25 protein-coding genes are annotated in these 23,459 nt (G+C 36.8%); 17 read left to right on the top strand and 8 right to left on the bottom strand.

The window, feature by feature from the left end:
• Positions 1-433: 433 nt before the first annotated feature.
• The 4 genes from FJR06_RS06970 to sufB form a co-directional block, all read right to left on the bottom strand.
• On the bottom strand, positions 434-1,699 hold the full coding sequence (locus FJR06_RS06970; RefSeq protein ID WP_015080909.1) for a cysteine desulfurase: 1,266 nt from the start codon (positions 1,697-1,699) through the stop codon (positions 434-436).
• Positions 1,700-1,852: 153 nt separating this feature from the next.
• Positions 1,853-3,169 (bottom strand): Fe-S cluster assembly protein SufD, encoded by a 1,317-nt coding sequence (gene sufD, locus FJR06_RS06965; RefSeq protein WP_015080910.1) that lies wholly within the window; start codon positions 3,167-3,169, stop codon positions 1,853-1,855.
• The gene (gene sufC, locus FJR06_RS06960; RefSeq protein ID WP_015080911.1) at positions 3,169-3,954 is read right to left on the bottom strand and encodes a Fe-S cluster assembly ATPase SufC; all 786 of its coding nucleotides are present in this window, start codon (positions 3,952-3,954) and stop codon (positions 3,169-3,171) included. The genes sufD and sufC overlap by 1 nt, the downstream gene beginning before the upstream one ends.
• 51 nt (positions 3,955-4,005) lie before the next feature.
• Positions 4,006-5,445: a Fe-S cluster assembly protein SufB gene (gene sufB, locus FJR06_RS06955; protein ID WP_015080912.1), complete on the bottom strand. Its 1,440-nt coding sequence runs from the start codon at positions 5,443-5,445 to the stop codon at positions 4,006-4,008.
• A gap of 239 nt (positions 5,446-5,684) precedes the next feature.
• Between sufB and sufR the strand changes: the two genes are divergently transcribed.
• From sufR to FJR06_RS06890, 13 genes are all read left to right on the top strand, one after another.
• Positions 5,685-6,356 (top strand): iron-sulfur cluster biosynthesis transcriptional regulator SufR, encoded by a 672-nt coding sequence (sufR, locus tag FJR06_RS06950; RefSeq protein WP_053538250.1) that lies wholly within the window; start codon positions 5,685-5,687, stop codon positions 6,354-6,356.
• Between the two features lie 167 nt (positions 6,357-6,523).
• Complete coding sequence (locus FJR06_RS06945) at positions 6,524-7,219, top strand: hypothetical protein (RefSeq protein ID WP_168651106.1); 696 nt, start codon at positions 6,524-6,526, stop codon at positions 7,217-7,219.
• A 46-nt stretch (positions 7,220-7,265) separates the two neighbouring features.
• Positions 7,266-7,733: a hypothetical protein gene (locus tag FJR06_RS06940; RefSeq protein ID WP_168651105.1), complete on the top strand. Its 468-nt coding sequence runs from the start codon at positions 7,266-7,268 to the stop codon at positions 7,731-7,733.
• A 27-nt stretch (positions 7,734-7,760) separates the two neighbouring features.
• Positions 7,761-10,469 (top strand): CHAT domain-containing protein, encoded by a 2,709-nt coding sequence (locus FJR06_RS06935; protein WP_015080916.1) that lies wholly within the window; start codon positions 7,761-7,763, stop codon positions 10,467-10,469.
• 116 nt (positions 10,470-10,585) lie between these two features.
• Positions 10,586-11,233 carry a Uma2 family endonuclease gene (locus FJR06_RS06930; RefSeq protein ID WP_168651104.1) on the top strand — a complete coding sequence of 216 codons (648 nt, stop codon included), beginning with the start codon at positions 10,586-10,588 and terminating at the stop codon, positions 11,231-11,233.
• A gap of 15 nt (positions 11,234-11,248) precedes the next feature.
• A complete protein-coding gene (locus tag FJR06_RS06925; protein ID WP_015080918.1) occupies positions 11,249-11,530 on the top strand; it encodes a hypothetical protein in 282 nt (93 codons plus the stop codon).
• The gene (locus tag FJR06_RS06920) at positions 11,515-11,913 is read left to right on the top strand and encodes a type II toxin-antitoxin system PemK/MazF family toxin (protein WP_015080919.1); all 399 of its coding nucleotides are present in this window, start codon (positions 11,515-11,517) and stop codon (positions 11,911-11,913) included. The genes FJR06_RS06925 and FJR06_RS06920 overlap by 16 nt, the downstream gene beginning before the upstream one ends.
• Positions 11,914-12,061: 148 nt before the next feature.
• Complete coding sequence (locus FJR06_RS06915) at positions 12,062-12,274, top strand: type II toxin-antitoxin system HicB family antitoxin (RefSeq protein WP_028082499.1); 213 nt, start codon at positions 12,062-12,064, stop codon at positions 12,272-12,274.
• Entirely contained in the window at positions 12,271-12,498 is a 228-nt protein-coding gene (locus FJR06_RS06910; RefSeq protein WP_015080921.1) for a type II toxin-antitoxin system HicA family toxin, read from the top strand. Before FJR06_RS06915 ends, FJR06_RS06910 begins: the two co-directional genes overlap by 4 nt.
• Positions 12,499-12,569: 71 nt before the next feature.
• On the top strand, positions 12,570-13,217 hold the full coding sequence (locus FJR06_RS06905; protein ID WP_168651104.1) for a Uma2 family endonuclease: 648 nt from the start codon (positions 12,570-12,572) through the stop codon (positions 13,215-13,217).
• A gap of 563 nt (positions 13,218-13,780) precedes the next feature.
• A complete protein-coding gene (locus tag FJR06_RS06900; RefSeq protein WP_053538242.1) occupies positions 13,781-14,041 on the top strand; it encodes a hypothetical protein in 261 nt (86 codons plus the stop codon).
• Positions 14,042-14,284: 243 nt separating this feature from the next.
• A complete protein-coding gene (locus tag FJR06_RS06895; RefSeq protein ID WP_168651103.1) occupies positions 14,285-15,973 on the top strand; it encodes a SulP family inorganic anion transporter in 1,689 nt (562 codons plus the stop codon).
• Positions 15,974-15,979: 6 nt separating this feature from the next.
• Positions 15,980-16,528, top strand: a complete 549-nt coding sequence (locus FJR06_RS06890; protein WP_168651102.1) for a carbonic anhydrase — start codon at positions 15,980-15,982, stop codon at positions 16,526-16,528.
• A gap of 8 nt (positions 16,529-16,536) precedes the next feature.
• Here the strand turns inward: FJR06_RS06890 and FJR06_RS06885 are convergent, their stop codons facing one another.
• Together FJR06_RS06885 and FJR06_RS06880 are read right to left on the bottom strand one after the other, a co-directional pair.
• A complete protein-coding gene (locus tag FJR06_RS06885; RefSeq protein ID WP_015080926.1) occupies positions 16,537-17,172 on the bottom strand; it encodes a hypothetical protein in 636 nt (211 codons plus the stop codon).
• Between the two features lie 236 nt (positions 17,173-17,408).
• Complete coding sequence (locus tag FJR06_RS06880; protein ID WP_027402424.1) at positions 17,409-17,735, bottom strand: YbjQ family protein; 327 nt, start codon at positions 17,733-17,735, stop codon at positions 17,409-17,411.
• A 258-nt stretch (positions 17,736-17,993) separates the two neighbouring features.
• Here FJR06_RS06880 and FJR06_RS06875 point away from each other — a divergent pair, with 258 nt between their 5' ends.
• Positions 17,994-18,674, top strand: coding sequence for a tetratricopeptide repeat protein (locus FJR06_RS06875; RefSeq protein WP_015080928.1), 681 nt, complete (start codon positions 17,994-17,996; stop codon positions 18,672-18,674).
• Positions 18,675-18,824: 150 nt separating this feature from the next.
• On the opposite strand, the gene FJR06_RS06870 is transcribed toward FJR06_RS06875, so the two are convergent.
• Positions 18,825-18,974 carry a hypothetical protein gene (locus FJR06_RS06870; protein ID WP_015080929.1) on the bottom strand — a complete coding sequence of 50 codons (150 nt, stop codon included), beginning with the start codon at positions 18,972-18,974 and terminating at the stop codon, positions 18,825-18,827.
• A gap of 245 nt (positions 18,975-19,219) precedes the next feature.
• Positions 19,220-20,197 carry a carbohydrate kinase gene (locus FJR06_RS06865; RefSeq protein ID WP_015080930.1) on the bottom strand — a complete coding sequence of 326 codons (978 nt, stop codon included), beginning with the start codon at positions 20,195-20,197 and terminating at the stop codon, positions 19,220-19,222.
• A gap of 305 nt (positions 20,198-20,502) precedes the next feature.
• Between FJR06_RS06865 and FJR06_RS06860 the strand changes: the two genes are divergently transcribed.
• The 3 genes from FJR06_RS06860 to FJR06_RS06850 all read left to right on the top strand — a co-directional run bounded on the left by FJR06_RS06860 (position 20,503) and on the right by FJR06_RS06850 (position 23,209).
• Positions 20,503-20,778 carry a LuxR C-terminal-related transcriptional regulator gene (locus FJR06_RS06860; protein WP_015080931.1) on the top strand — a complete coding sequence of 92 codons (276 nt, stop codon included), beginning with the start codon at positions 20,503-20,505 and terminating at the stop codon, positions 20,776-20,778.
• A 314-nt stretch (positions 20,779-21,092) separates the two neighbouring features.
• Positions 21,093-21,410, top strand: a complete 318-nt coding sequence (locus FJR06_RS06855) for a hypothetical protein (protein WP_168632141.1) — start codon at positions 21,093-21,095, stop codon at positions 21,408-21,410.
• Positions 21,411-21,481: 71 nt separating this feature from the next.
• Entirely contained in the window at positions 21,482-23,209 is a 1,728-nt protein-coding gene (locus tag FJR06_RS06850; protein WP_168651101.1) for a succinate dehydrogenase/fumarate reductase flavoprotein subunit, read from the top strand.
• Positions 23,210-23,459: the final 250 nt, after the last annotated feature.

Below are 23,459 nucleotides of genomic sequence, written 5' to 3'. Positions count from 1 at the left end.
ATTTCCTTTTTTCATCTTTGCTATTTATGTATCAAATAAACTTCCTTTTTTTCGCTTTTTATGAATATTTTTTTTCGCTTGTGAGAAATCCGGGAAGAAGCTTTAGGCGATTTTACTTTTCTTTACACAGATTGGTTTTATTGTGTTCACTTACTTAATCAATCTGAAATTGGGTGTAAATAGTGTCCATATTGTTAAAACGAGTTGTGTAGGATTAGTGGGCATTACAAATATGAACACTTTGTTAAAAATTATTACAGCATTAATAGGGTAGATCAAAATTAGATCAATTATTTTAGATGTAGTCAAAACCATTACTAACACTGGGTTTTAGATAAATAAATTCTGCCTTGTAATCGGAAGGTCGTAGGTTCAAATCCAACTGCTGGCCTTTATTATTAATTAAAAAAGGTGGGAAATACCCACCCTACATTTACTCAGCAAACACTCCAGCAAAAAAGTCCAAAGTCTCCTTCAAAGCTTTGATGAAAACATCAATTTCCTCACGGGTATTGTAAAAAGATAAACTGGCCCGTGCAGTTCCTGCTAAACCTAGATGACGGTGTAATGGTTGAGTACAATGATGTCCAGAACGAATTGCCACACCTTCTTGATCTAACAAAGTTGCTAAATCATTAGCGTGAACACCTTCTGCCGTAAAAGCTGCTAATGCGGCTCTCCCTTCCCCTTCAGCATTGGGTTTCGGTCCGTGGATTCTAATTTGGGGTATTTGCCCTAATTGCGCGAATAAATAAGCCGTTAATTCCGCTTCATAAGCATGGATTTTATCCATACCAATATTAGTAAGATAATCTATCGCTGCACCAAGGGCGATCGCTTCCCCAATAGCCGGAGTACCAGCTTCAAATTTATGGGGTAATTCTGCATAGGTGGAATGGTCTAAAAATACCTCTGCAATCATCTCACCACCACCGAAAAATGGCGGCATTGCTTCTAGTAATTCCAACTTACCATACAAAAAGCCAATGCCAGTGGGAGCGCACATCTTATGTCCAGAAGCTACCAACCAATCACAGTCTAGTTCTTGAACATCAATAGGAGTATGGGGGACACTTTGACAAGCATCAAGTAAGAACTTCGCACCGTATTTATGAGCAATTTCGGCTATTTCTTTAGCTGGATTTATGCAACCCAAAGTATTAGAAATATGCAGAATAGACACCAGTTTTGTTTTTTCAGAAATCAGGTTTTTAAACTGCTCTAAATCAAAAGTTTCTTCGGTCGTCAACTCCACAAACTTCAATATTGCACCCGTTTTTTGAGCGACAAATTGCCAGGGAACGATATTACTATGGTGTTCCATGACCGAGAGAATAATTTCATCTCCTGGCTGTAAATTGTTCATTCCCCAACTGTAAGCGACTAGGTTAATAGCCTCAGTTGCGTTGCGGGTGTACACAATTTCTTGGCGTGATTTGGCATTAATAAATTTAGCGATTTTATCACGCGCACCCTCATAAGCATCAGTAGCTTTTCCGCTGAGAAAATGTGCGCCACGATGGACATTTGAATTATATTGTTCGTAATAATCACGCCAAGCATTTAATACGAATAAAGGCTTTTGAGAAGTAGCTGCATTATCGAGATAAACCAGGGGTTTACCGTGGACTTCCTGATGTAAAATGGGGAAGTCAGAACGAACTTTATCAGCGAGAGATTTGGTAGAAGTGATGACCATTTTTAATAAAGAGTTCAGGAGAATTTTAAACCGCCAAGGAATAAATTCCCTGGCTAATAGCAGAAGTCGGTTAAAACCGACTATTAATTATTCAGAAATTTAGTTCGTTTTAATGAACTTAAGCTATTAGCCTTGTACTAAAGTGCAAGGCATTTATTTATTCGTGAGACTGGTAACAGTTTTCAACAAACTCTCACGCAAAGAAGCAACAGGAATAAAGTTAATAACTTCCATTGCGAAACCATTAACTAATAATTTTCGAGCATTATTTTCATCAATGCCGCGACTTTCCAGGTAGAATATTTGATCATCTTCCAACTGACTGACCGTAGCACCATGAGCGCATTTAACATTATCAGCAGTGATTTCCAATTGAGGTTTGGTGTCAATTCTGGACTTAGATGATAATAGCAAATTGCGATTTAATTGAGATGCGTTAGTTAATTGCGCCAGTTTAGGAACAAATATTTTACCATTGAAGACACCATGAGCGCGATCGCCTATAATGCACTTATGTAACTGTTTACTCACACCATGAGGATGATTTAAAGACAAAGCACTGTGAGTATCAGCCACCTGATTATCAGCAATCACAGTTAAACCATTCAGCGTCGTTTCCGTTTGTTCACCAGTTTGCAAAATCTCCAAATTGTGACGAGAGATTTTCCCCCCAACCGTCACAGCATTACAACTATAACGACTATATCGCGCCTGAGTAACAGCAGTTTTCCCAACATGAAAAGCCGCAGCACCTTCTCGCGCAATTCTATTATGACTCACCTGAGCATTTTCATTTACCCAAATTTCCGTAACACTATTAGTGAAGTAAACACCCTCATTTTGTGAAGATGCAATATACTCTTCAATTAAAGTTACTTGAGAGTTACTTTCAGCTACTACTAAAACGCGAGGTTGGGAAATAGTCGCAGACTCACCAGAAACAGAAATAAATAATAGATGAATTGGTGTTTCCAGCACCACATTTTTACCAACCCATACCACAGCGACATCATTTAAAGCCGCAGTATTTAAAGCCGTAAAAACTTCCTTCGCACCTTCCGCTTGAGCTAAATATTCCCCTACAATCTCACTGGATAAAACATTCAAATTACCAACAATTAACCCAGCAGGTAAATTTTCAGTATTAGATAAATCAGGTGAGTAAACACCATTAACAAACACTAACCGCTGAGAAACTTCAGGTAAAATATCAGATCCTAAAGATGTTTTCTGAAACATCCCTAACTTAAAATCTACCTGTTTCAAAGATGATAAATCAGTAAACCGCCATTCTTCCTCGCGGGTATTGGGAATAACAGAATGACGAACCCATTTAGCAGCACCGTCACGAAGTTGTTTTAAGCAATCATCCTTTTCCGATACAGTTACCTGATTTAACAAACCAGTTAAAAAAGGATCTCTATCTAATAGAGAATTAGGAATAGAAGTAAGAGAAACTGGAATAGACATTACACACCCACTCCCAAAGCTTCTTCGAGAACCCAATCATAACCACGAGATTCTAACTCTAACGCCAACTCCTTACCACCACTTCTGATAATTTGTCCTTGTGCCATAACGTGAACAAAATCAGGAACAATATAATCGAGAAGACGCTGATAGTGAGTAATCATAATTGTGGCATTTTCAGCATTGGTTAACTGATTAACTCCATTAGCAACAATTTTCAAAGCATCAATATCCAAACCAGAATCAGTTTCATCTAAAATCGCCAACTTTGGTTCTAAAATCGCCATTTGCAGAATTTCATTCCGCTTCTTTTCCCCACCAGAAAAACCCTCATTCACACTGCGATTCAGAAAAGAAGAATTCATCTTCACAATTTCTAACTTTTCCTCAACCAAATCATCAAAATCGAAAGCGTCAACCTCTTCCAAACCTTGAGATTTGCGACGAGAATTATAAGCCACCCGCAGAAAATCCAAATTACTCACACCAGGAATTTCCAGAGGATATTGAAAAGCTAAAAACACACCACCCCTAGCTCTTTCCGCAGCTTCCATTTCCAAAAGATTTTGTCCTTGAAAAACCACCTCACCACCAGTCACAGTATAAGCTGGATGTCCCGCCAAAACCTTAGAAAACGTACTCTTCCCAGAACCATTCGGACCCATAATCGCGTGAACTTCCCCAGCGCGAACCTGCAAATTCAACCCCTTTAAAATCGGAGTTCCATCAACATCAGCCGTCAAATCCTTAACCGACAAAATCAAATCACTATTCTCAACAATCATCTTCTCTTCCTCTCTTTCTCTGCGTACTCTGTGCCTCTGTGGTTCGTTTTCTTAACCCACACTACCCTCTAGTTTCAGACTCAACAACTTATCAGCCTCAACAGCAAACTCCATAGGAAGCTGATTAAAAACATCCTTACAGAAACCGCTAATCATCATCGAAATAGCATCTTCCGAAGAAATACCCCGTTGAGCAAAAAAGAACAATTGATCTTCACCAATTTTAGAAGTAGAAGCCTCATGTTCCACCTTTCCCGTATTATTCTGAACTTGAATATAAGGAAAAGTATTAGCTTGAGCATTATCCCCAATTAACATCGAATCACATTGAGAATAATTTCTTGCACCTTTCGCAGTGGGATTAATCTTCACCAAACCCCGGTAACTATTACTAGATTTACCAGCAGAAATTCCTTTAGAAATAATAGTGCTGCGGGTGTTTTTCCCAACGTGAATCATCTTACTTCCAGTATCAGCTTGCTGCATATTATTTGTTAATGCAACCGAGTAAAATTCACCCACAGAATTATCACCAATCAAAACACAACTGGGATACTTCCAAGTAATCGCAGAACCTGTTTCTACTTGAGTCCAAGAAATCTTAGAATTGACACCTTGACACAAACCACGTTTAGTTACAAAGTTGTAAATTCCGCCTTTACCATTGACATCACCAGCGTACCAGTTCTGCACAGTAGAATATTTAATTTCCGCATTATCTAAAGCTACCAATTCAACAACCGCCGCGTGTAATTGGTTGCTGTCGTACATTGGCGCTGTACAACCTTCTAAATAAGAAACATAACTTCCTGCTTCGGCGACAATTAAAGTCCGTTCAAATTGTCCTGTATCTCCGGTATTAATGCGGAAATAGGTAGACAATTCCATTGGACATTTTAAGCCTTTGGGAATATAAACGAAAGAACCATCACTAAACACAGCCGCATTCAAAGCTGCGAAATAATTATCAGCAATGGGAACAACGCTACCCAAATATTTTTTAATTAATTCTGGGTGTTCTTGTAAAGCTTCCGAAAAAGAACAGAAAATTACGCCATCTTTGGCAAGTTTTTCTTTATATGTAGTCGCAACAGAAACACTATCAAAAATCGCATCAACAGCAACGTTACTTAATCGCTTTTGTTCATTTAAAGGAATACCTAATTTTGCAAAGGTTTCCAATAAAGTCGGATCAACTTCGTCTAAACTGTTGAGTTTAGCTTTCTTTTGTTTCGGTGCGGAATAATAAATAATATCCTGATAATTAATAGGCGGATATTGGACATGAGACCAAGTTGGTTCTGTCATTTTCAGCCATTGATGATATGCTCGGAGACGATATTCCAGCATAAATTCCGGCTCATTCTTTTTGGCGGAAATTAGGCGGACAACATCTTCGCTTAACCCACGAGGAATAGTATCGGCTTCAATATCGGTAACAAAGCCGTACTTGTAAGGTTGGTTGACTAAGGTGGTGACGGATGCGCTCATCGGTTCTCTTCTGTTCTCTTTAAAGGACGGGCGACGGGCCGCAAAAAAGCTAATTCCCGTTTTCTGTTACCAATTCCTAACAGGACTGCTAGAATAGGTTTAACGACTAAAACAATTCGGCTGTTGTTTAATCTATTTTCATTGTACGATAGATTAACAACAACAATGTTGTTTAAGTTAAATTTTCAGAAAAAAAAGTTTTTTATTTTGGGACGTTTGCGAAGCGTCTAGTAGAGAAGATGGCGACTACCCAGCAGACCTCAACTAAGCAGGATATCCTAGAGTATCTATTGAAACACTCACAAGCAACGGCTGTTGAGTTGGCGAACTTTTTGGATGTGAGTCCCCAAGCGATTCGTCGTCATTTAAAGGATTTAGAGATGGAGGAGTTAGTTCTATATTCGGTATCAGAACAACCGAGTATGGGCAGACCCCAGCACGTTTATCATTTGAGTCGGGTGGGAAGATCACATTTGCAAAAAAGTGCTAACCGCTTAGGTGATGGTTATGGCGAGTTTGCGGTTTCTCTCTTGGACACTTTAGCGGAAACTGTGGGACGTGACCAAGTAAAATCTATTTTACGAAAACAGTGGGAACGCAAAGCTCAAGAATATCATGAACGGGTGGGTAATGGTTCTTTGCAGGAACGGGTCGCAAATTTGATAGAATTGCGAAAGGCTGAAGGTTTTATGGCGGAGTTTCACGCTGTGGAATCAGATGCTAGTGGTGCGGAAAGATTTATTTTTGTGGAACATACCTGCGCTATTTCTGATGTTGCGGAATCTTTTCCCAGCGTTTGTGGTCATGAATTGGAAATGTTTGCGGCTATTCTTCCAGATTGTACTGTGGAACGGACTCACTGGTTGATTCATGGTGAACATCGTTGTGGTTATTTGGTGGAAAAAAGTTAGGTGGGGGTTAATTGTGTGCTTCTATACCCACCCGGAAATCAATTTCCGGGCTAATAGTTTAAGTACGTTAAAACGTACTCTGGTTAACTAAATAAATTGTTACTTTACAAAACCATTAAAAATATATAAACTAAATAAAAAATTTTATTATTTTTCAGGTATATATTTTGCATCCACAACAGATTAAGGAAAAACTAAAATCATTAATTAAGGAAGCATCAACTATAGATCGCAGTTTAGCAATTAGGTTAAACCAGATTAACAACTGGATTAAAGATGTGAAACCTGGTACACTGATGTCTAAACGTTTTGTTATTTTGTTTCTTCTGGAAATTATCGGAGATGCAGATGCTTGGATCAAATTTCAATCTTTAGCTTCTGAGGTAGAAAAACAATCTGCTTTGGATGCACTACCACCGACGCTGAAGTATTGGTATGGTGATCTATTTCCCAGGTGGTTGAGTAAAGAAGACAACAGATTTTATATCTGGAGAAAAGAGCTAATGGCGGGAAATTTTACTCAGGAAGATGCACTGCTAATAGACTCTATCTCTAGAATTATTAAGCAAGATGGTGGTACAATTGTCAAAAGATATATTGCTGATTTGTCAATGGCGACTGATATAATTGTTAGTGGTAGTCAGAATCAACCGCTTTGTGTACAAATTACTAGCCTAGCCGAAGAATTTTTGTTAGATAAAGTTACTGATTGGAAAGATAGACTAATTTTCTGGGAAATAGAAAGAGGTTTATTTTTAAGTTATAACCCTAAAAATCAGTATTTTGTTAATCAGATAGTGAATACATCATTAGATAATAGTGATCATCTAAATTCAGGTAGTTATCAGCAATTGATTTTATAGTTTTATATTTTTGAAATTGATATATTTTTACCAGAGGTAATTAATTATGGTAGCCGAAAAATTATCTGACCGTCAACAAAGATTAGCAAGTTTCTTAGAATCTGTAAAAGCTGCACAGCAATTACAAGATGATATTATGAAATATGGGTTGGAAGCGGCTGATTTATATTTTGAAGATATAGATGGTGATTGGTTAGAAACTTGGGGGGATGATGACGATGAACCCGGTTATATTGAGAAACTTACTACTTTCTTAGAAAGTAATGATGTGGTTGCAGTAAAGGTAAAGGAACGTTTACAGGATAAGTCTATTGATGAAATTATTGGTGGTTTAGAATATTGTTTGAGTCAATTAACGGATAAAGATCGGATTTTTGCTGCTAAGGATTTTTTAGTTGGTGATGTTGTGGTTTCTGGAAGTTGTCGCGCTTCTGGTAATAGTTCTATTAATGAGGTTGAGTTGTTGGAGTTAGCGGAAGATTTGATGGAGAAGTTGACAGAGATTTTGGGATAATTTTTATTTAATCAAGGTGCAATAAATATGGCTAAGGGATTTGGAAAGAAGCAAAAAAAAGGTAAATTAAAACGCAGAGATTATTTAGAATTTCTGCATAAAATATTATGGACAATTCGAGAGAATAAGGCTGATACAACAATAAAAATTCTAGAAGATAATGTAGATAAACTAGATAAAAATTTTATATCTATTTTCAGAGATTGGGCAACTGAAACTCTGTCACAGTTAGAACCAGATAAAGCTTATAAAAGAGCTTTAAGTATTGCTAATTTAAGTAAAAATATTAGACACTTGAGAGATGGAAACCAATCTAATAATTTAAATCTTGCGATTCTTTGTTGCGAAGTAATTGAAATTGTTTTTAATAGTCATATAGATCGAGAAGATTGGGCTATAAATAATTTGAATTTAGCTAGTCTTTACATGGATAAATTTGATAGCATTTCTTTTTCTGAACAGCAAGAAAATATAGAAATTGCTATTCATTATTGTAAATTCGCATCAGAAATATTTAATTCAAAAAAATACAAATACGGATTAAACTGGGCTTTTACTCAAGCTATTCTAGGCAGAGCTTATTCTGAAATATTAACTCAGAATATCACTGAAAAAACAGAATACTTAGAATTAGCAATTGCAGCTTATAATAATGATGTTTTAGATATATTTAAACAAAACCAATGTTTTGAAGAATGGGCAAAATGTCAAATGAATTTAGGTATTATATATGATGAAAGAAACAGAATTAAGGGAGAAAAAAATCCAGAAAATTACAATTTAGCATTAACAGCTTATCAAGAAGCATTAAAAGTATATAATCCTAAAAATCTTCCTATTGAATATGCTCAAGTTCAGTATAATCTAGCCATTACTTATGAAATTTTAGGAAAAATTGATGCTGCAATCAACTGTTATAAAATATCTTTCGATATTTTTAAATCTCAAGGATTACCTAGTAAATTAAAAGATGTAGCTGATAAACTTGGATATTTAGCTTTTCAATATCAATTTTGGGAAACGGCTATTGAGGCTTACAAATATGCGATTGAAGCAGTTGAAAAAATTAGAACTTGGTCAAACTCTGAACAGAATAGGGAAGAATTTTTAGAAAAATATATTGAAATTTATCAAAACATAGTACAAGCCTACATCAATACAAACCAAATAGATAAAGCCTTTGAATATTGTCAACGCTCCCGTTCTCAACGTCTAGTAGACTTAATGGCAAGTTTCAACCTCTCCCAAGGTGAAAATATACCTCCAAAAGTCCAAGAATTATTACAAAAATACGAAGAATTAAAACAAAAAATTCACATAGAACGCCAAAATTATAAATCAGAAAATAACCGCCGTACAACCCGCGCTATTTGGCAGGTATACGATAAAAAAATAGAATTATTAGAAACTGCAAAACAAAAAATTTGGGAACAACTCAGAGGAGAAGATCCCATTTTAGCAGGTGAAATTCAAGTTAAACCTCTGAGATTATCAAAGATTCAGAAATTAATTGATCATCCCAAAACCGCTATTCTCAGTTTCTACACTACCAACTCTGATACCCATATTTTTATCATTACCCAAGACTCAATTTATCTCCATACCTGTATAGGTGAAGGATTAGAAAGATTACAAAACTGGATTAAACACCATTGGTCATCACCGTATCAAGAATATGTAGAAAAGAAGTTTAAAGACTGGGAATATAACATGGAATATTTTCTTTATGAACTTTCAGAGAGATTACAATTATCAAAAATAATCCATCAATATCTTCAAAACATAAAAGAATTAATTATAGAACCTCATTTGTTATTACATCAAATACCTTTTGCTGCTTTACCTACAGGAGAAAATAAAAAATATTTAGTAGATAGATTTTTAATTCGTTATACTCCCAGTTGTCAAATTTTAGATTTTTGTCATCAAAACCAAAAAAAGAAACGCCTAAATTTAGATGTTCAATATTTCCAATATGGTACAGTGGCAGATACCGTAGATAATGATCCTCTACCTTTTTCCAGATGGGAAGAGGAAGAAATTGCTAAAATGTATAATATTCCAGCAAACAAAAGATTAATAGGTAGTAGTCAAGCTACGGTTCAAAATTTCCGAAAATTAGCTGAAAATGTGCAAACTCTCCACTGCTGTCACCATGCTGTATCTTGTTTATATAATCCTTTAGAATCTCATTTAAACTTAGGCGGTGGTGATAGTATTACTTTAGGTCAATTAATGTCTCCTAGTTGGCGTTTCCCTAATCTTGTAGATGTGTTTCTTTCTTGTTGTGAAACTAATTTAGGTCAACCCAATATAACTGATAATTTATTGACACTTTCTACTGGTTTTTTATGTGCTGGTGCGACAAATATAATTAGTTCTTTGTGGATGGTTGATGATTTAGCAACTGCGTTATTGTCTATTTTTTACTATCAACAAAGACAAGAAGGTAAAAATTGTCCAGCAGCACTAAAAGAAGCACAAATTAAATTACGGGAGTTAAGAAAAGCAGACTTAGAAGAAATATCCCAAGCAGCAGAAAACCAGCGTCAACAAGCTAGAAATCAGAAAAAACAATATCCACAAGATTCAGAAGAATATTTGGAGTGCGATTTACAACATAAAAAATCTCTAAAAATACTAAATACAATTAATAACATCCAAAAATCAAAAGGAGAATTTCCCTTTGCACATCCCCGTTATTGGTCGGCTTTTATTGCTCAGGGATTACAATAATATCAAGTTAAAAATTGACAACTTTTGTTATCAACTCCTTTTTATCAATCATTTCCTCTAATTGAAATTGATGATAGTGATATAATAGAACAATTAAAACTGCGAGGTGAATTTCTATGGTAACTCTAGCACCTACTCACAGCGACACTCACACCAATAGCGTCATTCTCCATCATATTTCTTGGCAGACATTTGAACGAATTTTATTAGAAACAGGTGATGATCGCTATAACAGATTTACTTATAATCAGGGAATCTTAGAAATTATGACTCCATTAATGCCCCATGAACATAATAACCGTTTGTTACAAAATCTAATTATTGTTTTAGTTGAAGAGTTAAATCTCAATGTCAAAAGCACTGGTTCATTAACTTGTAAAAGAGAAGATTTAGCTAGAGGTGTAGAACCTGATTCTAGTTTCTATATTCAAAATGAACCAATCATGAGAAATAAAACAAGTTTAGATTTAACTCAAGATCCCCCACCTGATTTAGTGATAGAAGTTGATTATGCTAGTTCTTCTATTGATAAATTACCGATTTATTTAGCTTTAGGTGTTCCTGAAGTTTGGCGTTATGATGAACCTGTGATGCAAATTTATAGTTTATCTGAGGATAAATATATTCCTTGCAATGGTTCACCAACCTTTGCGAATTTACCTTTAAATACAGAAGTTCCTCAGTTTTTAGCTTCTAGTTTACAAGTGGGTGAGGTGTCAATGATTAAGAATTTTCGGAGTTGGTTAAAAACACAAATTTCCTGATTAAATATAAAAAATATGAACAACCTATCAATTCCAGCGCAAACATTACAAGAAGCATGGGAAAAAGGTTTACTGCAAGGTTTAACCCAAGTTGCTATAAATATGTTACGAGAAGGTATTGATTTAGATTTTATCGTCAAACTAACTGGATTACCATTAGCCGTAGTTAAAAATTTACAAGCTGTTGATATAGATGATAATAAAATATTGGTCAAAGAATTTTTAGAAATGAGTGAATCATCATTAAATAAAGTTTGGCTTAATCCAGAGGAAGACGAAGCATGGAAGGATCTATAGAACATTTAATTAAAGGTGATGTGATATCTGTTCCTTTTCCTTTTTCTGATACATCTACCACAAAAAAACGACCAGCTTTAGTGATAGCAGAATCAGACAATAATAATATTATAATTTGTCCTATTACCAGTAAACCAGGACGAGATTATGAAATTAAATTAGAAGATGAAGATTTTAGAGTAGGTAAATTAAATTTAAGCCCTTGTTATATTCGCCCTAATATTATTGCAACGGTTGATAAAAGTAACGTAATTCGGTACATTGGAAAACTCAAAGATGATAAACTTCATCAAGTGATTAGTACAATTATTGAAATTATAGAAAAGCCATCATCACCACTACCAGCATCAAAAGCTTGGGAAAGAAGCAAAAAACCAAAATGATGAAATACCCAGATTCCAGACTTCTTTGATAAATTAACATGATTTACCAAAGATTAAATTGGGAAGTCGGGGATTTTTCGTTTATGTTACAATAAAAGTCGAATATTGCTAACTTTATTAGTAAACTATCGCCATGACAAATAAAACCATGAAAAACAAAGAATTTTATGTAGTAATTGAAAGAGATGAAGATGGTATGTATATTGGTGAAGTTCCTCAACTTAAAGCCTGTTATAGTCAAGGGGAAACTATTGATGAACTTATGAAAAATATTAAAGAAGTTATTGAAATGTGTTTAGAAGAACTAGAAGAGGAATCAATAACTGAATTTATTGGTGTGCAAAAAGTAGTATTATCATGACTAAATTACCAACAATTACAGGAGAAGAACTGATTGCTGCATTAGAAAAAGTAGGTTTTTATATAGTCAGACAAAAGGGAAGTCATGTCAGAATGAAACATGAAGATAATCGAGTTGTTTCTATTCCTTCTCATAGTGGTAAAACTATCGGAAAAGGTTTATTAGTAAAAATAATTCGAGATGCAGATTTGACTAAAGATGAACTGATAGAACTTTTAAATTAGTTCTTAGGGAGAATTTTCCATATTCCCTAAAGTGATATAATAGAATAATTAAAACTGCGAGGTGAATTTTTATGGTAACTCTAGCACCTACTCACAGCGACACTCACACCAATAGCGTCATTCTCCATCATATTTCTTGGCAGACATTTGAACGAATTTTATTAGAAACAGGTGATGATCGCTATAACAGATTTACTTATAATCAGGGAATCTTAGAAATTATGACTCCATTAATGCCCCATGAACATAATAACCGTTTGTTACAAAATCTAATTATTGTTTTAGTTGAAGAGTTAAATCTCAATGTCAAAAGCACTGGTTCATTAACTTGTAAAAGAGAAGATTTAGCTAGAGGTGTAGAACCTGATTCTAGTTTCTATATTCAAAATGAACCAATCATGAGAAATAAAACAAGTTTAGATTTAACTCAAGATCCCCCACCTGATTTAGTGATAGAAGTTGATTATGCTAGTTCTTCTATTGATAAATTACCGATTTATTTAGCTTTAGGTGTTCCTGAAGTTTGGCGTTATGATGAACCTGTGATGCAAATTTATAGTTTATCTGAGGATAAATATATTCCTTGCAATGGTTCACCAACCTTTGCGAATTTACCTTTAAATACAGAAGTTCCTCAGTTTTTAGCTTCTAGTTTACAAGTGGGTGAGGTGTCAATGATTAAGAATTTTCGGAGTTGGTTAAAAACACAAATTTCCTGATTAAATTAAGAAGTCGGAAATCTTGGTAAGTAGGTGAACACAATAAAACCAATCTATGTAAAGAAAAGTAAAATCCCCCAAACCCTCTTCACTCTTGCCTTTTGCCTCTTGCCTTGCCATAACGACGATTTTCAATGCTAACCTACTTATTATGTTTTTTAAGGTTGAGTTATACCCAACACGGCTTATTTGTTTGGCTGACAGACCCACCCTAAAATGAATTATGGCTTACGCCACGCTACGCTATCAGGGCTAATAGCTAAAGTTTACTAAAGTAAACTAAACAAGTTCAAAAATTTTCTAGTTCTTTTAGTCATCTTCAGATGACTTCTGCTATGAGACTGGGAATTCATTCCTAGTCGGGTTATGGGTTTTACGTTAAGTTGACACCATTAAGCATTGCTAAACCCCTACCAATCTAGGGTTTTCGTGATTTTACTTTCATTCCATGTCCCAATCGTTTTGAGTATACTTATTGCTCGGCTTTTATTGCTCAGGGGGTACAATAATATGATTTAATGGTAAAAAGGCAACTTCTCGATTAAACAGAATTTTGAATTTTTATGGATATCTCACCTAATCAATCATCAACCCAATTTTTATCTTCAGAAGAATCCGCTCAAGTTGACGCGGCTTTGTTATCTTCTCCTGAAAAGTTTTTAAGTAGATTGACAATTTCTTCTTTGCGGATTTTACAACATATTGCCAAGGAATATGATGTTTCTATTGAGGAATTGACGACAAAGCAAATTATTACCTGGTTTGAGATTGATGCCAAAATTAGAAGAGAGAAAGGGATTGAGGAAGCGTTTTTGAAGTGGTAAGTTGTGTCTTGCAGTAATCTTTTCACTGTTCAACGCCAATATAAAGTATTGGGGGTTGACAATTGATTTAAAATTTGCTATGATGGTTTCGATAAGGAAGAACTATCTTGTAATAAATACCATAAGAAATCGCGTGTTTGGTAGACAGCGATGTTTTAGAGAGCAAAATTAAACCTTACTAACAAGTAAATAACTATTACTGCGTGTATCAACTAATTCTGTATAAGAGTTGAAAATAATAATATGGCAATCTCTGATACCCTGCAAGAATCAAAACTTTCCCGTTTAGGTCGTTGGTTGAGTAGTTTCCGTGGCGATTTGACGGGAGGATTAACAGCAGCAGTAGTAGCATTACCTTTGGCTTTAGCTTTTGCTGTAGCCAGTGGAGTCGAACCAAAAGCGGGACTCTATACTGCTATTGTTGCGGGAATTGTGGCGGCCATTTTTGGCGGTTCTCCAGTCCAGATTACCGGACCAACGGGGGCAATGGCCGTGGTTTTGGTGGGAATTGTTGCTAAATACGGGATTGAGAAAGTTTGGATTGCTGGAGTAATGGCTGGTATGATCCAAATTGCTTTGGGTGTGGCCAAACTCGGACAGCTAGTGAAGTTTATTCCCTACCCAGTGACAGCAGGTTTTACTAATGGGATTGCTGTTATTATTTTTTGTGGTCAATTAAATAATTTCTTTGGTTTAAAACTACCCCGAAGTGAACATTTTTTGCCGGGAGTTTGGCAAAGTTTAACTCATGTAGAAGCTTTAAATTGGGCAGCAGTGGGACTGGCAATTGTGGTAATTGTCACTACAGTTTTGTGGCCGAAGATTAATAATACTATACCCGGTTCTTTAGTGGGGTTGGTGTTAGCGACGGGAATAGCTACTTATTTCCATCTGAATATTCCCACAATTGGGGCAATTCCCCAATCTTTACCCATGCCCCAAGGGATTCCCCATTGGAATGATTTTAGTGTCATTCGAGAACTAATTAATCCAGCTTTGGCTTTAGCCGCATTGGGAAGTATTGAATCTTTATTATCAGCGGTGGTGGCTGATGGGATGACGGTCAGTGAGAAACATAATAGCGATCGCGAATTAATTGGTCAAGGGTTAGCAAATATCATTGTCCCATTTTTTGCTGGTATTCCTGCCACGGGGGCAATTGCGCGAACTGCTGTTAATGTTCGTTCTGGTGGAAAAACCCGACTATCTGGAGTAATTCACGGCGCTGCATTAGCCATGATTGTGCTAACTTTAGCACCCCTAGCGGCACAGATTCCCCTAGCGGCATTAGCGGGAATCCTGATGGTAGTTAGTGTGCGAATGATTGAATGGGAAGCCATTGGTTTATTAATGCGGGCTACCTATTCTGACTTTGCGGTGATGATTCTGACTTGGTTGGTAACAATCTTGTTTGACTTAGTTCTCGCTGTCGAGGTAGGATTAATTGCTGCCGGCGCTTTGTTCATCAAACGCATGAGTGATTTGAGTTTAGTCAAGATTCCCGAAACCGAAGTATTCCCCCCCGGAACTTCGCTAGAATTAGGGAAAGAAATTGCTGTTTATCGAGTAGATGGTCCGGTATTTTTTGGGGCTGCGGAGAGATTTGCTACCTTTATTCGAGATGAACCAGAGGTAAAATACTTAATTCTGCGGTTGCGGTTTGTGCCAAATATGGATACCACTGGGTTAGTAGCGTTAGAGGATATTTACCACGACTTAGAACGCCATAATTGCCGTTTAATTCTCACAGGTTTACAACCGGAAGTTAAACAACTGCTAGAACGTTCAGGATTATTAGAAACTATTGGTTTATCAAATTGTTTTGAAACAACCACAGATGCTATTTGTTCTATTTCTCCCCAGATTGTCGGATGTTTGCAACCGGGCGCAACTGATTTAAAATCAAAAGAATTGCTGGAATTAAATGACTAATCAAATATGAATAAAAATATCAATCAGTGTCTTTGTTGTTCTAGTCGTCGTCATTTTCTGAGATCTTTCCTTCCGGGAGTAATAGCCTTTACTGTCCTGCAATCAGCGCAATCAGCTAAGGCCGAAGTTCATCAAACAAAAGCGTTAGTTCTCAGTTGTATTGACTTTCGGTTTTTAACAGCAGAACAGTCTTTTTTAAGGAATAAAAATTTAACTGATAAGTATGATTTAACAGCTTTAGCAGGTGCTTCATTAGCTTTAACAGGATTCCCCCACCCATCTGATGCTGAAGCATTTTGGGATCAGTTAGATATCTCCTACAAACTCCATCATATCAACAAAGTTATTATTATTGATCATCAAGATTGTGGGGCTTATGCAATGATGATTGATCCTAATTTAAGTAAAGATCCAGAACGAGAGTTGCAAGTACATACAGATTATTTAAATCAAGCGTATTCATCAATTCGCAGTCGCTATTCTGATATTGAAATTGAAATGTATTTTGCAACTCTCAATCAAGGGGAATTTACACAAATTTTACCGAAATTGTGATTTTTAAATCAAGAATTGTAATTATTAATTCGAGGAGTTCGCGCCCCTGCAACTGCTCCCAATAAAGAAGTAAGTAAACCTAATAAAGAACCAAAAACATAAAACCACAAAGTTCTCGAAGTTGCAGCAGCAACATCACGAGTTTGTTCAGCAGTTAAGATCGGTACATTTGGTGCTATAACATTTCCTTGTTGCTGTAGTTGATTAATAACTTGTGCTGTATTATAAGCCACTACACCAAAAGCCCCCCAGACTCCATTTGCTAAGAGAAAAGAGCTAAGTGCTAGAGTTGTTGCCCAGAGAATTGCCCCGTTGAGTATGGCTGTATCTCTGTGCATTGGTCCACAAGCACGAGTCGTTATCCAAGCACCGATAAATAGAGATAGTAATAAAGCAATTGTTGACCAAATTCCGACATTACTAATAATAGTAGGGGCAATTGTTCTTGGGTTTAAAGAATCAGCAATTCTCCCCGCACCAAGGGCGCTAAAAAATGAACTCAAGACTAATTGAGTTGCTAAAGCCACTAACACACCGGAAACTATTGGACCCCAGCGCACTCTGTCCCGATATTCAGTTACTCTACCAGCTAACAAAGACTCGGAAGAATTAATTTCCTCGCCTACCCGATTTATGTATGCCATAGCTATTTTTCTCTCTTGCTATTACAGCAAAGTTACTTACAGATTGGATATCTTTACAGAAAAAAATCCCCGGTTTTGAATTCTTTTCTGCTTACGTCTTTTTTATCCCCATGTTTAAAATTAAATCGCTAATTATAATTCTCAATCTCTATCAATAGCAAGAGTTATTTGCTATTTCTTTAGTTATAAATTGGCTGAATGAGTGATTGTTTGAAAATTACAAAATCAGGAAAATATTAACGAATTTTTACGGCTGTTCCTGTGGCTGTAATGACTAATAAAACACCAGATTGATCAACATTAATTGTGCCTGTATCAACGGCAATACCGACAACCGCATCTGCGCCTAAACGTTGCGCTCTTTGTTCTAATTCTTCCATTGCTTTCCGTTGTCCCTCTTCAAAGAGACGCTCATAGCTGCCAGTGCGGCCACCGACAATATCTCGAATACTCGCTAAAAAATCCCGCAGGAAGTTGCTACCATAGACAACTTCGGCTGTAACAATACCTAAGTATGATTGAATTACAGCACCTTGAATAACATCAGTAGTAGTTAAAAGCATAAATTTAGGTAAAATAGGTAATTATGGCCAAATTTAGGGAGAAATATCCGTTCATACTTCATTATACCTGTAATTTTGTGTAATTTATCAGTACCGATTGGCGAAAAGATTAATTTATTGCTATAATTCCGAAGGTATCAAGTGATTCAAGAAATTATTAATATTGTATAAATGTGAATAAATACAGATTACAAAGATTAATATTTTTGTTTTAATGTAGGAATAAAAACGGTTTAAGAGAATTTAGGAAAATTTACTATGTACAAAAAAACATCACTTCTGTTAACTACTTTATTATTAGGATGTTTATTTATTAGTACACCTGTAGTAGCGAAAGCTGATGTCTTAGTGACACAGGCGAATAATCCAGAGTTAAAAAACTTGATAGATGAGGGGAAAAGGCTGGTAGATTCTAAAGATTATAATGGAGCGATCGCTGTTTATCAACAAGCAGCAAAATTAGATCCCAAAAATGAGAGAATTCATGCTGGTATTGGCTACTTATATACTCAACAAGGCAATTTTACCTCAGCCTTAGATGCTTATCGTCGAGCTATTGCCATTAATCCTAATAATAGTGATTTTTACTATGCTGTGGGTTATCTTAAAAGCAGTACGAGAGATAACAAAGGTGCAAAAGAAGCTTACCGTCGGGCTATCCAGTTAAATCGCAATAATGTCAACGCCTATTTAGGATTAGGAGTTGCTCAAACTAGCTTAGGTGATTATCAATCAGCCCTGTGGGCTTATGAACAAGCAGTTAATTTAGATAAAAATAATCCCCGCACCTATGAGTTAATTGGTTCTATGTTCAAACAAAAACGGCAAACTCCACAAGCAAATAAAGTTCTCAGGAAAGCATTAGATTTATATCAGCGGGGAAATGATCCAGAAGGCGCTGCCAGAATACAAACAATGCTGCAAGAAATAGGCGGTTAAAAGCACCTCATAGGATTCAGATCCCCGACTTCTTCAAGAAGTCGGGGATCTTTTTATTCACCAAATCTAGAACTCGTTATTTGCCAGTTCCTTGTTAAAATCTTGGGAATGCCACCCAAAGAAATGGTATGACTTTTCTCAAGTCAATACTTACCAAACTGCTTTACCTTTTTTATATATACTACCTGTAAAAGGCTGTACCCCAGTCACAGGATAGGCATCATTAGCAGGGGTGAAAATCCGCATGAAGGCTTCAGAAATAAACTGAGCCATATCAATAAACATTTTGGAGATAGTCATAATACTATAGCCCCTTTTTTAAGTCTTTTAATTGGTCATATCTGCACCTTAATACTATTATTATCTAACTGCTCATATTCTTCATATATCTATATTAAACACAATGTTTTTTGAGATAACTTTGCAATAATTTATAATCTAGATTGTTATAACTTTTTTAGTTGATGGGATGATGATTCTCGTCCGGTTTCCAACCGGGAATATCAAGCAATTTTAGCTGATATTCCCGTTGAATGTGCTACTATTTAAAGTCTATGGGAAGCAAGAAAAGCCTCAACTTCCGCCGCAGTGGGTTGGGATGCGATCGCACCTGGTTTAATAGTAGTTAATGCTCCCACAGCACTGGCATAGGTGACAATCCTGTTTGCTGTATCTCCGTCTTTAAGGCTGTGAATCCCAACTTGTTGTAATTGATGAATAAACCCAGCCAAGAAACTATCTCCTGCACCAGTGGTATCCACTACAGACATGGAAAACGCCGGGATTTTACCTTCATTTTCCCCTAAACAATAGGCACAACCATTTTCACCATCTGTGACCAAAACCCCTTCCAAGGAATTGAGTCTATAAGTAATTGCTCCTGGATCAGTAGTATCAAATAGCCAATGTGCTTCCTCTTTGGTTAGTTTGAGAAAATCAAATCGCTTTAATAATGCCAGAATTTTGCTCTTAGCTGTATTTTCATCTTGCCAAAATACTGGTCGCCAATTGACATCGAGAATAATTTTTAGGTCATATTGTTCTGCTAAGTCTAAAGCCCGCAAAACAGCTTTTTCACTGTCAGGATAGGCTAGTTCTAAAGTTCCCACTACCAAAAAATCAGCTTCATTAAAAAGCGCAGGTGGCAATTTTGCAGATTCTAGACGGGTATCAGCAAATTCGGAAGTATCATATTTACCAAAACCTGCAAAAGTGCGATCGCCCCCCAAATCCCTAACCACGTATACTTGTCTAGTTGGTGCTGTAGAATGACGTTGTACACCCATTGTATCTACACCAACATCTTCTAATAATTTTACCAGTGTATTCCCTGCTTCATCCTCACCCACAGCACCAATAAATCCGGCTGATGTCCCCAACTTCACCAAAGCACAAGCCACATTAGCAGGCGCTCCTCCGGGGTAGGGAGTCCATGATTTCACTGCATCTAACTCAAGTCCCAATTGATCAGCTAAACAATCAAACAAGACTTCACCAAGACATAAAATAGAGGGATTACTCATTGCATTTTTGATTTTCGATGGGGCATGATCTAAATTTAGTTTGACACTAATTGAAAATGAAGCTCCAGATCATCAGGTTTCCAGAATTATTTAACGCAGATAAACGCAGATAAACGCAGATAAATTACGTGTAAAGTTAAAGTAAATACCTTTGATCTGTAGCATCTGTGACTACAAACCTAAAATTAAAAGAAAATCTTGATATTAGTATTATTAGTAACATTTAAAACTATCTACCTCGGAAAGAATCTTCTAGAATGAGGAATAAGATTTGAGTACATATACTAAGGGAGAAATAGTAAGTCATGGCTACTAGTGAGCCTGGGACCCGTGTTAGTCTGTCAGACAGAGAACTGCAAATCATCGACTTAGTGGCCACAGGCTTAACTAACCAAGAAATTGCGGTCAAACTGGAAATTAGTAAACGGACAGTTGATAACCACATCAGTAATATTCTCACCAAGACAAAAACTGATAACCGTGTGGCTTTGGTGCGTTGGGCTTTACAATGGGGTAAAGTCTGTTTAGATAATGTTAATTGCTGTTCGCTTTTGCTGAGGAATGATGAAAGTATGTCTTAGTCAAGCAGCTAATTAATCTAGCTTTTTTGCTATTTTGTAGATTGCTGATTGAGAGGATGGGTGGTTGATTTACGCTGTTGTGTACTACTCTGCATCTTTAATAAGATAAAAACACAGGTATTTAGAGGCGTAAATCAATTATCCTGCAAATATGATCAAATATGTAGATTGACAATTTTGCAGAAGATGTGACTGAAAAATTAGTTTTTTGTAAAGTAATATTACAAACCTTGGAAAAATATTGAGAAATTGTTCTGGAGGCAAACATAGATTTAAGGTAGAAGCTAGAGGACAAAATTGAGGCCAGTTTTAAAATGAACACAAATAATATTCAAAACTATCGCTTTGTCTGTACCTTAACTTTTGGTGATATTTACGGTCAAATTATTATTTGGTTAATTACGATTACCATTAGCTTGGCTTCAGCTTTAGCTCTGATGGGTGCAAAACGACCAGTATACGCTTTAGCTACAGTAGGTCTTGTTGTTCTCTTATCTCTACCTTTTTTACTTTTTGCCTTTGTGACGACTTTATTAAATAATATTGAACTCAATGCTGTAGAGCCAAAAACAAAGACAGAATCAATCTCAAATAATATTCCCCAACAAAACCCAGTCCAAGCAACTAGCTAAAAGGAATTTTATCAATTTCTCTATTACCCTGTCTTGTAGACGGGGAATTTTTTTATAATTGGTGGTTAATAATGCTCGAACATGATGTAATTATTGTTGGTGGCGGTTTAGCTGGATGTCGGGCTGCGCTGGAAATCGCCAGGACTGACCCTAGTTTAAAGGTAGCGGTAGTTGCCAAAACTCACCCGATTCGCTCTCATTCTGTGGCTGCTCAAGGTGGAATGGCGGCATCTTTAAAAAATGTGGATGATACCGATTCTTGGGAAGCACACGCTTTTGATACTGTTAAGGGTTCTGATTATTTAGCAGATCAAGATGCAGTCGCAATTTTGACCCAAGAAGCCCCAGATGTGGTGATTGATTTAGAACATCTGGGGGTGTTATTTTCTCGTTTACCTGATGGTCGCATTGCTCAACGGGCTTTTGGTGGTCATTCTCACAACCGCACTTGTTATGCGGCTGATAAAACCGGTCATGCAATTTTACATGAGTTGGTGAATAATTTGCGCCGTTATGGTGTGCAAATTTACGAAGAATGGTATGTAATGCGCCTGATTTTGGAGGATGGTCAGGCTAAGGGTGTGGTGATGTTTCACCTCTTGGATGGACATATTGAGGTATTACGAGCAAAGGCTGTGATGTTTGCCACCGGGGGCTATGGTCGCGTTTATAACACGACTTCCAATGATTATGCTTCCACTGGTGACGGTTTGGCGATGACCGCTTTGGCTGGTTTGCCTTTGGCAGATATGGAATTTGTCCAGTTTCATCCTACCGGTTTGTATCCTGTGGGTGTGCTGATTTCCGAGGCTGTGCGCGGTGAAGGGGCATATTTAATTAATGCCGATGGCGATCGCTTTATGGCTAATTATGCCCCCAGTCGCATGGAATTAGCCCCTCGTGATATTACCTCACGGGCAATTACCTATGAAATCCGGGCCGGTCGTGGTGTAAATACTGATGGTAGCGCGGGTGGTCCCTTTGTCTATCTGGATTTACGCCATTTAGGTAAGGAAAAAATCATGAGTCGTGTTCCCTTTTGCTGGGAAGAAGCCCATCGTTTGCTTGGTGTAGATGCTGTCACTCAACCTATGCCTGTGCGTCCTACCAATCATTATTGTATGGGTGGTATTCCTGTCAACACTGACGGACAAGTTAGAAGTAATAATGATAGTTTTGTCGAAGGCTTTTTTGCGGCTGGGGAAACTGCTTGCGTGTCGGTTCACGGGGCTAATCGTCTCGGTAGTAACTCCTTATTAGAATGTGTAGTTTATGGTAAAAGGACTGGAGCAGCGATCGCTAATTATGTCCAAAATCGGCAATTACCATCCATAGATGAAACACGCTACATCAACGAAGCCAAAGAACAAATACAACTCTTAATAGACCAACCAGGACAGTACAGAATTAATCAAATCCGTCAAGCTTTTCAAGATAATATGACTGAAAATTGTGGCGTTTTCCGCACCGACGAAGTCATGCGTCAGGGATTGGAAAAAATCGCCCAACTACAACAAAAATATTCACAAATATATTTAGATGACAAAGGAAAAAGCTGGAATACAGAATTAGTTGAAGCCTTAGAATTGCAAAGTTTAATGGTAGTCGGACAAACCATTTTAACTTCCGCCCTCAACCGCAAAGAAAGTCGCGGCGCACACTTTAGAGAAGACTTTTCCGAAAGGGACGATAATAAGTTCTTACAACACACAATGGCTTATTATTCACCCACAGGAATTGACATTCAATATCGTCCCGTGACAATCACAATGTTTGCACCAAAAGAGCGAAAATATTAATTAAAGATACAGCACTTTCCGGTGTTATGAGGTACATATCCAGCGGGCAAGATGCCCGCACTACAAGAGTTTCATGATTCAACTTTGTACCTCATAAGAGCGGAAACCGCTGTAATATTTAATTTTCTAAAATATGCGGTTATTCGGTTCTTTTTATGGAAAACCTGGTTCAAAATCAATGGCGGCCTTAGAGGATGTTTGAAAAGTCCCTCATGGTGTATCAAATATTTTCAGATCCCCCTAAATCCCC

The organism is Dolichospermum sp. UHCC 0352 (assembly GCF_009711925.1).
Lineage (GTDB): Bacteria > Cyanobacteriota > Cyanobacteriia > Cyanobacteriales > Nostocaceae > Dolichospermum > Dolichospermum lemmermannii.
The sequence above is the reverse complement of the archived record's forward strand: the minus strand, read 5'-3'. Positions and strand labels throughout refer to the sequence as shown.